The sequence below is a fragment of the Thermomonas sp. LB-4 genome, assembly GCF_036409385.1.
Lineage (GTDB): Bacteria > Pseudomonadota > Gammaproteobacteria > Xanthomonadales > Xanthomonadaceae > Thermomonas.
Window position 1 is genome coordinate 39250 of record NZ_JAXOFT010000006.1, and the last position, 12547, is coordinate 51796.

The following is a 12547-nucleotide window of genomic DNA, read 5'->3' on the forward strand; positions in this document are numbered from 1 at the left end:
CTGCGGTATTCTTGGGCTCCTGTAATCCTGCGAAGTGATGGCCATGATCGGTTGGCGCGAACTCCTCATCCTGCTGGTCATCGTGCTGCTGATCTTCGGCACCAAGCGCCTCACCTCGGGCATGCGCGAACTGGGCAAGGGCATCCGCGAGTTCAAGAAGGGCGTGCAGGAACCCGACGCCGAGTCCCCGCCGCCGCAGCTGCGCAACGATGGACGCGAGGACGCGGCCGCCGCCGAGCATGACCGCCAGCGCGACGCTTCGCGGCAGGACTCCTGAAGCGCTGCGTAGTCGTTCGCAGCGATGTTCGAGGTCAGCTTTCCCGAGTTGGTGATCCTGGGCGCCATCGCCCTGCTGGTGCTGGGCCCGGAGCGGCTGCCCAAGGCCGCGCGTTTCGTCGGGCTGTGGGTGCGCAAGGCGCGCGCACAGTGGTTCGCGATGAAGAACGAACTGGAGCAGGAGCTGGCCCACGAGGAACTCCGGCGCAGCCTGCAGGAGACCCGCCAGGCGCTGCAGGAAGTGCAGCAGGGCGTGCAGCTGGATACGCCGATGCAGGACGCGCCGCCGCCCTCGACCCCGCCCCCGCCTGCGACCCGTCAAGGCCATGACGGCACCTGACCCCGCGCAGGAAGAGCGCCCGCTGATCGCCCACCTGCTGGAGCTGCGCGCCCGCCTGGTGAAGGGCGTGGTGGCGGTGCTGGTGGCGTTCGGGGTGGCCGCGTTCTTCAGCAACCCGCTGTACGCGCTGCTGTCCAAGCCGCTGCTGGCCACCCTGCCGGCCGGCAGCCAGCTGATCGCCACCGATCCGCTGACCCCCTTCTCGACGCCGCTGCGGCTGGCGCTGTATGTCGCCCTGCTGGCGGCCGCACCGGTGCTGCTCTACCAGCTGTGGGCGTTCGTCGCCCCCGGCCTGTACCGGCGTGAGCGGCGGCTGGCGGCGCCGATGCTGGTGTCTTCGATCCTGCTGTTCTACGCCGGCTGCGCGTTCGCCTACTACGTGCTGCTGCCGGCGATGTTCCGCTTCATCGCCTTCACCCGCCCGGAAGCGGTGGCGCTGATGCCCGATATCGCCCGCTACCTGGACTTCGTGGCGGTGATCGCGCTGGCGTCCGGGCTTGGCTTCGAGTTGCCGGTGGCGATCACCCTGTGCGCCATGTTCGGCTGGGTCACCCCGGCCCAGCTGCGCCAGGGCCGCGGCTATGCGGTGATCGGCATCGCCGTGGTCGCGATGTTGATCACCCCGGGCGACGGCCTGTCGATGCTGCTGATGATGGTGCCGATGTACCTGCTGTACGAAGCCGGCATCATCGCCGCGGGACTGGCCATGCCGCGCCCGGACGATGCGCGCGCCTGAGGCGGGAAGTCCGGCTCAGGCCTCGAAACCGTGCACCGGCGGCGGCACCGGCGACGACGCGGCCGAATCGCCGAAGGTGTCGCGCCAGGCCAGGTAGGCCGCGCCCACCACCAGCACCAGCACCACCCCGGCGAAGCCGAGCATGGTCAGCATGGTCAGCAGCGCCCCCAGCGCCGGATGGATGGCGCCGCCCAGCACCGCCAGCAGGCTGGCCAGCAGCGCCACCACCAGCGCCGCCAGCAGCAGCGCGCCGACGAACAGCCCGCCGGCCACCAGGTTGGCGCCGATGTTGCGGACCGAAGCGCGCAGCGCGTTGCGCAGCGCATCGCCCAGGCCGTTGCCCGAGAACAGCATCAGCGGGATCGCGAACAGCATCAGGCCGTAGCTGAAATAGTTGAAAACCAGCTGCACCAGGAACAACAGGCCGCCGTTCTGCGGCTGCGGCACCGCCGGCGTGCCGCCCTGCATCGCCGCCTGCATCGCCTGCAGGTAGTCGCGCCAGTAGTCGCTGCCGGCCACCGCCACCATCAGCACGCCGCCGACCACCGCCAGCGCCACCTGCACCAGCCCAAGCCAGGCCAGCTGGCGGCCCTTGCCGCTGCGCAGCGGCACGAACACGTCGCGCGCATGCGCCGGACGGCCGGCCTCGGATTCGCGGATCACGTGCATCAGCCCGCCCAGCAGCACCGGCACCAGCAGCATCACCGCCAGCGTCAGCGGCAGCGCCACCGCCATCAGCAGGCCGAGGCCGGGCGCCTGCCCCGCGCCCTTGCCGCCGGCCAGCAGCAGCCCGAGCACCAGCGCCAGCGCCAGCACCGCGGCGTACAGCGCGATGATCGCCAGCGCCGCCGCACCGAACACCGCGCGCGGGTTCTTCGCGCCCAGGTCGATGGCCTGACGGAACCACACCAGCCCTTGGCTGGCCGGCAAATCGCGAATGTCCATGCTGCGCCCCGGGATCGATGCGCACAGGATACCGGAGCGCGCGTCAGCGCCGGGCGCGGCGGACGAAGCGGCGCAGGACTTCGCGCGCATGCGGCGCCGCGCCGACCTCGCGCGCCAGCCGCTTGCCGCAGCGGCCCTCGCGGGCCAGCGCATCGGCACGGGCATGGATGTAGCCGCGCATGTGGCCGGCGCTGAACTCGGGATGGAACTGCAGGCCCCAGGCCGCGTCGCCCCAGCGGAAGGCGTGGCAGGCGTCGTGGTCGTTGCGGGCCAGCACGGTGGCCCCGGGCGGCGGCTGCAGCACGCTCTGCAGGTGGGTGGCCTGGGCGGCAAAACGCACCGGCAGGCCGGCGAACAGCGGGTCGTCCTGCGCCTGCGGGTGCAGGTCGATGTGGACCGTGCCCATCTCGCGGCCATTCGGGTTGTCGTCGACCGTGCCGCCCAGCGCGTGCGCGATCAGCTGGTGGCCGTAGCAGATGCCCAGCAGCGGCAGGCCGGCGTGCGCAGCCTCGCGCAGCCACGCCGCGCTGCGTTCGCTCCAGTCGTGGCGCTCGGTGACCATCGCCGCCGAGCCGGTCACGATCGCCCCGGCGAAGCCCTCGCGGCCGGGCAATGCGTCGCCGCGCTGGACGTCCACCACCACTGCATCGTCGCGGCCCAATCCGGCGGCCACCCGGATCCAGTGGGCGAAGCTGCCATGGCGGCGCATCGACGGGGTGGGCTGGCCGGTTTCGAGGATCAGGAAGGGCGGGGTCATCGGCGTTCGCGGGCGGCGTGGCGGCGGGCGGAAAAACAGGCGCCCTTATACTAATCCGCTACCTCGCACTTCCCAGCCCGACATGGCCGTTCCGATCACCTTCCAGCAACTCGTCTCGCGCCTCAACGCCTACTGGGCGGAACAAGGCTGCGTCCTGATCCAGCCGCTGGACCTCGAGGTCGGCGCCGGCACCTTCCACCCGGCCACCTTCCTGCGCGCGCTCGGCCCGGAGCCGTGGAACGCCGCCTACGTGCAGCCCAGTCGCCGCCCCACCGACGGCCGCTACGGCGAGAACCCCAACCGCCTGCAGCGCTACTACCAGTTCCAGGTGGTGATGAAGCCCAGCCCCGACAACATCGTCGAGCTGTACTTCGACTCGCTGAAGGCGCTGGGCATCGATCCGCTGGTGCACGACCTGCGCCTGGTCGAGGACAACTGGGAATCGCCGACGCTCGGCGCCTGGGGCCTGGGCTGGGAAGTCTGGCTGAACGGCATGGAGGTGACCCAGTTCACCTACTTCCAGCAGGCCGGCGGGCTGGAGTGCCGCCCAGTGCTGGGCGAGATCACCTACGGGCTGGAACGCCTGTGCATGTACCTGCAGAACTGCGACAACGTCTACGACCTGGTGTGGACCTACGGCCCCGATGGGCTGCCGGTCACCTATGGCGACGTCTACCACCAGAACGAGGTGGAGCAGAGCACCTACAACTTCAAGCACGCCGACGTGGCCGAGATGTTCCACCGCTTCGATGCCTGCGAGAAAGAGGCGATGAAGCTGGTCGAAGCCGGCCTGCCGCTGCCCGCCTACGAGCAGGTCACCAAGGCCAGCCACAGCTTCAACCTGCTGGACGCGCGTCGCGCGATTTCCGTGACCGAGCGCCAGCGCTACATCCTGCGCGTGCGCAAGCTGGCGCAGGCGGTGGCGGAAAGCTATTACGCGCAGCGCGAGAAGCTGGGCTTCCCGGGATTGAAGAAGAATTGAAAGCCGTCATTCCCGCGAAGGCGGGAATCCAGCTTTTGAAGTGCCTTGAAAAGAGGCAACAAATGGATTGGACAGACATTCGTCTGTCAGAGCGACCCGCCTTCGCGGGAATGACGAGCAAAAAAAAGCAAAGGCTTTTCGCATGACGACGATGCAACCCCTCCTGATCGAACTCGGCACCGAGGAACTCCCGGTCAAGGCGCTGCCCGGGCTGGCGCAGGCGTTCTTCGACGGCGTCATCGCCGCGCTGGATAAGCGCGGCGTGGCCATCGAGCGCGGCGACGCCAAGCCGCTGTATTCGCCGCGCCGGCTGGCGGTGCTGCTGCCGGGCGTGGCCATCGAGCAACCGGAACAGACCTCGGAAGTGCTGGGACCGTACCTGAACATCGCGCTGGACGCGGACGGCCAGCCGACCCGCGCGTTGCAGGGCTTCGCGGCCAAGGCAGGCATCGACTGGACGCAGCTGGGCAAGACCACCGACGGCAAGGGCGAACGCTTCGTCCACCGCGCCACCACGCCGGGCGCGCTGACCCTCGACCTGCTGCAAGGCGTGCTGGACGAGGCGCTGGCCGCGATGCCGATCCCCAAGCCGATGCGCTGGGGCGACCACGCCTACGGCTTCGCCCGCCCGCTGCACTGGCTGGTGGCGCTGCTGGGCGGCACCGTGGCCAACGTGGAGGCACTGGGCATCCGCGCCGGCCGGCACTCGCGCGGGCATCGCTTCCACGCGCCGGGCAACGTCGCCATTGCGCAGCCGCAGGACTACGTCGAAGCCCTGCGCCAGGCCTTCGTCCTGGTCGATCCGGACAAGCGCCGCGCGCGCATCGTCGATGAAGTGCAGCGCGCGGCGCAGGGCGCCGGCGGCAACGCCCGCATCGACGATGGCAACCTGGAGCAGGTGAACTGCCTCAACGAATGGCCGGTAGCGGTGGCCTGCGCGTTCGAGCGCGAGTTCCTGGCGGTGCCGCAGGAAGCGCTGGTCGAAACCATGGAAGCCAACCAGAAGTTCTTCCCGGTGCTGGACGCGCAGGGCCGGCTGACCGAGCACTTCATCGGCATCGCCAACATCGAGTCGAAGGACGCCGCGGAAATCCGCAAGGGCTACGAGCGCGTGATCCGCCCGCGCTTCAGCGACGCCAAGTTCTTCTTCGACGAGGATCTCAAGCAGGGCCTCGCAGCGATGGGCGAGGGCCTGAAGACCGTCACCTATCAGGCCAAGCTGGGCAGCGTGGCCGACAAGGTGGCGCGCGTGGCCGCGCTGGCCGAGGCCATTGCAGCGCAAGTCGGCGCCGATGCGGGGCAGGCGAAGCGCGCGGCGCTGCTGGCCAAGAACGACCTGCAAAGCCGCATGGTCAACGAGTTCCCGGAGCTGCAGGGCATCGCCGGCCGCTACTACGCGCAGCGCGCGGGCGAAGCCGACGAGGTGGCGCTGGCCATCGACGAGGCCTACCGCCCGCGCTTCGCCGCCGACGACATCGCGGCCTCGCAACTCGGCAAGGTACTGGCGATCGCCGAGCGCCTGGACACGCTGGCCGGCGGCTTTGCCGCGGGCCTGAAGCCGACCGGCAACAAGGACCCGTTCGCGCTGCGGCGCAATGCGCTGGGGCTGGCGCGGACGATCATTGAGAGTGGCTTTGAGCTCAATCTGCCCGTGCAGATTTTCTACGCGCTAGAGCATGTAGACGCGCATATGAAATCTGATCGCTTGAAGAATGCAGAAGAGTTAGCGACGAAAGCACGCGATGTCGGACTGTCTACGCACGTTCCGCATGCTTGGTACGAGTCTCTCCATGACATTTCCATGGAAGATCAAATTAAGACAACGCGCGAACTCTACGACTTCATCCTCGACCGCCTGCGCGGCTACTACGCCGACAAGGGCGTGCCGGCCTCGCAGTTCAACGCCGTCGCCGAACCGAAGCCGGCCTCGCTGTACGACTTCGACCGCCGCCTCGACGCCATCGGCACCTTCGCGCAGCTGCCGGAGGCGGCGGCGCTGGCCGCCGCCAACAAGCGCATCGGCAACATCCTGAAGAAGGCGGACATCGCCATCCCGGCGATGGAGGACGCGGCGCTGCTGCGCGAACCGGCCGAGCTGGCGCTGGCCGAGGCGGTGGAAGCCGCCTATGCCGAGACCGGCCCGGCGCTGGCGCAGGGCGATTACGTCAGCGTGCTGACCCGGCTGGCGGCGCTGCGCGCGCCGGTGGACGCGTTCTTCGACGCGGTGATGGTCAACGCCGACGACCCGGCCGTGCGCGCCAACCGCCTGGCCCTGCTGAAGCGGCTGGCGGATCGCCTCGGCAGCGTGGCGGCGATCGAGCACCTGTCGGCCTGATCGAGCCGCCAACTCTCCAGAACCCGTAGGAGCGCGCCGCAGGGGCGCGAACGCTTTCGCGAAATCATGTCAAACGCGTCGCGCCCTTTCAGTTGCTCCTACAGAAGACGCATCCGCGGGCGTCGATGCACCGCAGCCCTCCTGCAGGCGCGCCGCAAGCGGCCCGATGCATTCGCGCGATCCTGCGGGACGCTTTCGCGCCCTTTCGGTTGCTCCTGCACGAGGAGGGACGCTGGCCTCCTGCACCTGTCCCCTGCGCGCCCCGGTCCTGGTTAATGGCGCGTTGACGCGGCGCCGGTATCATGCGGCGATGCCCGCACTCCCCTTTCGCCTGCCGCTGCTGCTCGCCTGCCTGTTGGCCACCGCGCCCGCGTGGGCGATCAAGGTGCAGAAGCTGGAGATCGTCGGCCTGCGCGACGAGGCGATGGAAGCCAATGTGCGCAGCGCGCTGTCGCTGAACGACGAGTTGGACCGCGACCTGCGCGCGCGCCGGCTGGGGCATCTGCTGCGGGTGGCCGAAGACGAGGCAAGGCGGGCGCTGGAGCCGTTCGGCTACTACTCGCCGACGATCAGCGTGGAGCGCAGCGACCGCACCGCGCCCGCCGCGGGCGCTGACGCCGACAGTGCGGACGAAGAGGGCAACGACAGCGAGGCCGACGCCAACGCCGACCCTGTCGATGCAGCGGATGCGCGCGGCAACGGCGGCCGCGACCGCGTGCTGACCGTGACCATTCGCATTGATCCGGGCCAGCCGGTGCGGGTGCGCGCGCTCGAACTGGGGGTGGCAGGACCCGGTGGCGACGACCGCCGCGTCGGCGAGGCGCTGGCGGCGTTCGAGCCGCGCGTTGGCGCGGTGCTCGACCATCGCCTGTACGAAGCCGGCAAGGCGCGGATCGCAGTGGCGCTGGCCGAGCACGGCTATTTCGACGCCGCGCTGGCCAGCCATCGGGTCGAAGTGACGCGCGCGCAGCAGGCCGCCGACATCGACCTGCGCTGGACCAGCGGTGCCCGCCACGCGCTGGGCGAAGCCCGCTTCACCCAGACGCCCACGGCCGCCATCGACCCGCGCCTGCTGCGCAAGCTGGTGCCGTGGTCGCCAGGCCAGCCTTACGATCAGGCCGAACTGGAGCGCCTGCGCAAATCGCTGGTGGCGCTGGACTACTTCGCCCTGGTCGACGTGCAGGCCGCGCCAGGCAAGGCCGGCGCGCAGCAGGTGCCGGTGGAGGTGGAGCTGGCCCCGGCCAAGCGCAGCATCTACAGCGCCGGTGCCAGCTACGGCACGCTGAGCGGCGCCGGCATCAGCGCCGGGGTGGAGCGGCGCTACCTCAACCGCCGCGGACACAAGGCGCTGGCGCAGGTGGATTGGGGCAACAAGCGCAAGACCGCCACCGTGCAGTACCGCATCCCCGCCTTCGCCTGGCTGGACGGCTGGTACACCGCCAGCCTGCAGGCCGCCGACGAGCAGACCGACTACGTCAACAGTCGCCGGCTGGAGCTGGTGGGCAGCCGCAGCGGCCAGTTCAACGACCGCCTCAACCTGGTCGCCTCGCTGCACGTGCTGCGCGAGCGCTGGGCCTACACCACGCTGACCAGGCCGGTGCAGGCGTACCAGTTCGCCAGTTTCGTGTATCCCTCGCTGCGCGCCGAGTACATCGACGTCGACAACCGGATGGCGCCGCGGCACGGCGCCGGCGGCACCCTGACCCTGCGCGGCGGCAAGGGCGGCAGCGATTTCGACGCGCGCTTCGCCCAGCTGCACGCCAGCGTGCAGTGGTTCCACGGGCTCGACGCCGACAGCCGGCTGATCGCGCGCGGCGAGCTGGGCCACACCTTCACCCGCGACGTGCTGGACCTGCCGCCCAGCCTGCGCTTCTACGCCGGTGGCGACCGCAGCGTGCGCGGCTACGGCTGGCACGAGATCGGCCCGCGCATCGCCACCAGCGGTGGCGACTACTTCACCGGCGCGTCCAACGTGGTCACCGCCAGCCTGGAGTACGAGCGCTTCATCCGCGGCCCGTGGGGCCTGGCGGTGTTCGTGGACACCGGCAGCGCGTTCGAAGGCCGCGATGCCGACCTGCACACCGGCATCGGCCTCGGCCTGCGCTGGCGCTCGCCGGTGGGGCCGGTACGCATCGACATCGCGCACGGGCTCAACTCGCCCGACTCGCCGATCACCCTGCACCTCAACATCGGTGCCGACCTGTGAACGCGCACGCGGGGGCACGGCCGTGAACTGGCGCGAGCGCTACCGCCGCTACCGCCGCTACGGGCTGGAACCGCTGCCGGCCGATGCCAGCCGCGAGCAGCGCGAGGCGCGGATTGCCGAGCTGCGGGTGCTGCGACACCGGCGCCGACGCAAGCTGGCGATCCGCAGCGGCATCGGCATCGGCACGGTGGGGCTGCTGGCGGTGGCGGCGGTCTGGTGGCTGGTCAGCACCATCGGCGGTCGCGACTTCCTGCTGCGGCAGATCGTTTCGCGCCTGCCGGCCGACGCCGTGCTCACCTGGGATCGGGCGGAAGGCCCGGTGTCCGGGCCGATGATCCTGCGCGGCGTGCACTTCTCGCTGCCGCGCCAGCGCGATCCCGACTGCGTGCCGACGCCGCAGGCCAGCTGCGCGATGGGCACCATCGTGTTCAGCGCGCGCACGCTGGTGCTGGATCCGGCGATCCGCCCGCTGCTGGGCCGCACCCTGCGCCTGGACGCGCTGGACGTGGCCGGTGCCACCCTCGACCTGCCGCGCAGCGATACTCCGTTCGAACTGCCGCGCTGGCCCGACGTGCTGCCGGCCATCGAGCCGCCGCTGGACCTGCGCGCCGACGCGATCCGCATCGACGGCCTGCGCGTGCTGCAGGACGGCCAGCCGCTGATCGACATCCGGCGCGCGCGCGGCGGGCTGGACGCGCGCAGCGGCCGCCTGCACGTCGAACACCTCGCCGTGGACAGCGACCGCGGCCGCTTCGCCCTGCACGGCGATTACGCGCCCGCCGACCGCTACCGCAGCGATCTGCTCGCCACCGCGGTGCTGCCGGCGCCGGCCGGGCAGACCGCGCCGCGGCTGGGGCTGGTGGCGCGCGGCGACCTGTCGCGGATGGTGGTGGCGGTGGCCGGGCGCGCGCCCGCGCCGCTGCGCGCCACCCTGACCCTGCACGGCGCCGCCGACGCGCCGCGCTGGCAGCTGGACGCCGGCAGCGACGCACTCGACATCGGCCTGCTGACCGGCGGCGGAACAGGCGTGCCGCTGCGCTTCACGCTTGCGGCCAGCGGCACCGCGGGCGACGCCCGGCTGCAGGGCGAGCTGCAGCGCGGCGATTTCACCCTGGCGGTGCTGCCCTCCAGCCTGCAGCTGCAGGACCAGCGGCTGCAGCTGCAGCCGCTGGCGGTGGCCACGCTGGGTGGCCGCATCGTCGCCAACGGCGTGGCCGACCTGCGCGATCCGGCCAACGCCTCGCTCAAGCTGGCGCTGAACGCGCGCGGGCTGCGCTGGCAGGACGCCGCGGGCAACACCGCGGTGCTGGCCGATGCGGACCTCGGCATTGCCGGCAAGCCGGAGCGCTGGGCGCTGCAGGGCCAGGCGCGACTGGCCCGCGGCGAAGACCGCGCCACCGTCGACGTGACCGGCAGCGGCGATCGCGACGGCATGCGTTTCCAACGCCTGCGCGCGGCGATGCCGCAGGGCCGGCTGGACGCCAGCGGCACGCTGGCATGGACGCCGGCGCTGCGGTGGCAGGCGCAGGCGCAGCTGGCCGGCTTCGACCCCGGCTACTTCGCGCCGGACTGGCCGGGCGCCATCGACGGCGCGCTGCGCAGCAGCGGCGCATTGCGCGACGGCAAGGGGCTGCTCGCCCACGTCGAGGCGCGCGAGTTGGGCGGCACCCTGCGCGGGCGCGCGCTGGCCGGGCGCGGCCAGGTCGATATCGACGGCGATGCCTATGCCGGCGACCTCGCGCTGGCGCTGGGCGACAGCCGCATCCAGGCCAAGGGCAGCATGGCATCCGCCATCGCCGTGGACGCGAAGTTCGCGCCGCTGCGGCTGGACGACCTGCTGCCGGGCGGCAAGGGCATGCTGCGCGGCAGCCTGACCCTGCGCGGCGCCCGCAACGCGCCGGACGTGGCGGTGGATCTGGCCGGCAGCGATCTGGCCTTCGGCGACTACCGCGCCTCCCGCGTGCAGGCAAAAGGCAGGTTGCCGTGGCGGCAAGGCGATGGCGCGCTGCTGATCGATGCCGACGGCGTGCAGGCCGGCCTGCCGCTGACCCGCCTGCACGCCTCGCTGCGCGGCGCGGTGGAGCGGCTGCGCTTCGACGTGGACGCCGGCAACGACCGCGCCGCGCTGGCGCTGGCCGGCAGTGCGCGGAAGCAGGGCGCGCGCTGGCAGGGCGGGTTGGCAACGCTGTCGCTGGCGCCGGCTGCGGCGGCGAAGTGGACGCTGCAACAGCCCGCCACCTGGTCCTGGGACGGCCGCAGCGGCGCGCTGTCTTCCACCTGCATGCAGTCCGCGCTGGGCGGCACGCTGTGCGCCAGCGCCGACTGGCCGCGCCGCGGCGTGGATCTGCGCGGCAGCGACCTGCCGCTGGCGCTGGCTTCGGACTGGCTGCCCAGACGCGAGGACGGCCGCGCGTGGGCCTTCGCCGGCCAGCTCGACCTCGTCGCGCAGCTGCGCCCGCAGGGCGGTTCCTGGCGCGCCACCGCCAGCGCCAGCTCGGCCAGCGGCGGCCTGCGCAACGGCCCGCGCGCGCGCCGCGACCTGCTGGGCTACCGCGAGCTGCAGCTGGACGCGCGCTTCGATCCGCAGCGCATCGACGCCACCCTGGCCACCGCGCTGGCGAAGGGCGGACGCATCGACGCCCGCGTCGCCACCGGCTGGGACGACTACGCGCCGCTGGTCGGCAGCCTGAAGGCCAACCTGCGCGAACTGGGCTGGCTGGAACTGTTCTCGCCCGACATCGTCCAGCCCGCGGGCACGCTGGACCTGGACCTGCGCCTGGCCGGCACCCGCGCCCGCCCGCTGCTGGGCGGCAGCGGCGCGCTGCGGGAGTTCGCCGCCGAGCTGCCCGCGCTGGGCATCGCCGTGCAGGAGGGCGAGGTGCGCCTGCAGGCGCGCGAGGACGGCAGTGCGCTGATCGCCGGCAGCCTGGGCACCGGCAGGGGCGCCCTGCAGATCGATGGCAGCCTGGGTTGGCTGGACGACGCCACCCCGCTGCAGCTCAACCTGCGCGGCACCGACGTGCTGCTGGCCGATACCCGCCAGGTGCGCATCCTCGCCTCGCCCGACATCGCGGTCAGCTATCGCGCCGGCGCGCCGCTGCAGGTGCGCGGCACGGTGGCGGTCCCCGAGGCCGAGCTGCATCTGGAGCGGCTGGACATGGGCGTTTCGCCCTCGCCCGACGTGGTGGTGCTGGATCCGGTCGATACGCAGCGCGCCGCGGCGGTCCCGCTGCCGCTGGAGCTCGACGTGCTGGTCACGGTGGGCGAGCGGGTGCGCCTGGACGGCTATGGCCTGGCCGGCACGCTGGGCGGCAGCCTGCGAGTGCGCCAGCCGCCCGGCGGCGAACTGCGCGCCACCGGCGCGCTGGAGGTCGGCGGACGCTATCGCGCCTACGGCCAGGACCTGCGCATCACCCGCGGCCGGCTGCTGTGGTCGAACGCGCGCGCCGGCGACCCGCGGCTGGACATCCGCGCCCAGCGCGAAGTCGGCGCGGTCACCGCCGGCGTGCAGGTGACTGGACGCGCGTCCGCGCCGGTCGCCAGCGTCTGGTCGGACCCGGCGATGAGCCAGTCCGAGGCGTTGGCCTACCTCACCCTCGGACGCCCGCTGCCAAGCCTGAGCAGCCGCGAGATGCAGCAGCTCGACGTCGCCAGGTCCGCGCTCAACGCCGGCGTGGGCCTGCTGACCGCCCAGCTGGGCGCGCGCATCGGCCTGGACGACGCCGGCGTGAGCACCTCGCGCGCGCTCGGCGCGGAAGTCCTGGGCATCGGCAAGTACCTGTCGCCCAAGCTCTACGTCAGCTACGGCGTGTCCCTGCTCGGCACCGGCCAGGTGGTCACGTTGAAATACCTGCTGCGCAAGGGCTTCGACATCCAGATCGAATCGTCCACCATCGAGAACCGCGCCTCGGTGAACTGGCGGACGGAAAAGTGATGGGACGCGGCCGCCACCGCGTCGGTGCGCTGTCCG

Annotated in this window: 9 protein-coding genes; 7 read left to right on the forward strand and 2 right to left on the reverse strand. The window is 71.7% G+C overall.

What is annotated here, in order from left to right; translation table 11 throughout:
• Positions 1 to 37 precede the first annotated feature (37 nt).
• The 3 genes from tatA to tatC are packed head-to-tail and all read left to right on the forward strand — an operon-like array spanning position 38 to position 1352.
• Positions 38 to 277: a twin-arginine translocase TatA/TatE family subunit gene (tatA, locus tag SPK54_RS06405; RefSeq protein ID WP_330947095.1), complete on the forward strand. Its 240-nt coding sequence runs from the start codon at positions 38 to 40 to the stop codon at positions 275 to 277.
• Between the two features lie 24 nt (positions 278 to 301).
• Positions 302 to 616: a Sec-independent protein translocase protein TatB gene (tatB, locus tag SPK54_RS06410; RefSeq protein ID WP_190279793.1), complete on the forward strand. Its 315-nt coding sequence runs from the start codon at positions 302 to 304 to the stop codon at positions 614 to 616.
• Complete coding sequence (gene tatC, locus SPK54_RS06415; RefSeq protein WP_190279792.1) at positions 603 to 1352, forward strand: twin-arginine translocase subunit TatC; 750 nt, start codon at positions 603 to 605, stop codon at positions 1350 to 1352. Before tatB ends, tatC begins: the two co-directional genes overlap by 14 nt.
• A gap of 15 nt (positions 1353 to 1367) precedes the next feature.
• On the opposite strand, the gene SPK54_RS06420 is transcribed toward tatC, so the two are convergent.
• Positions 1368 to 2297, reverse strand: a complete 930-nt coding sequence (locus SPK54_RS06420) for a hypothetical protein (RefSeq protein WP_330947096.1) — start codon at positions 2295 to 2297, stop codon at positions 1368 to 1370.
• A 43-nt stretch (positions 2298 to 2340) separates the two neighbouring features.
• Positions 2341 to 3054, reverse strand: a complete 714-nt coding sequence (locus tag SPK54_RS06425; protein ID WP_330947097.1) for a glutamine amidotransferase — start codon at positions 3052 to 3054, stop codon at positions 2341 to 2343.
• 82 nt (positions 3055 to 3136) lie between these two features.
• Between SPK54_RS06425 and glyQ the strand changes: the two genes are divergently transcribed.
• From glyQ to SPK54_RS06445, 4 genes are all read left to right on the forward strand, one after another.
• Positions 3137 to 4036, forward strand: a complete 900-nt coding sequence (gene glyQ / locus SPK54_RS06430; RefSeq protein WP_330947098.1) for a glycine--tRNA ligase subunit alpha — start codon at positions 3137 to 3139, stop codon at positions 4034 to 4036.
• 142 nt (positions 4037 to 4178) lie between these two features.
• Entirely contained in the window at positions 4179 to 6371 is a 2193-nt protein-coding gene (gene glyS / locus SPK54_RS06435) for a glycine--tRNA ligase subunit beta (protein WP_330947099.1), read from the forward strand.
• A 310-nt stretch (positions 6372 to 6681) separates the two neighbouring features.
• A complete protein-coding gene (locus SPK54_RS06440; RefSeq protein ID WP_330947100.1) occupies positions 6682 to 8577 on the forward strand; it encodes an autotransporter assembly complex family protein in 1896 nt (631 codons plus the stop codon).
• Positions 8578 to 8599: 22 nt separating this feature from the next.
• The gene (locus SPK54_RS06445; RefSeq protein WP_330947101.1) at positions 8600 to 12511 is read left to right on the forward strand and encodes a translocation/assembly module TamB domain-containing protein; all 3912 of its coding nucleotides are present in this window, start codon (positions 8600 to 8602) and stop codon (positions 12509 to 12511) included.
• The last annotated feature ends 36 nt before the right edge of the window (positions 12512 to 12547 follow it).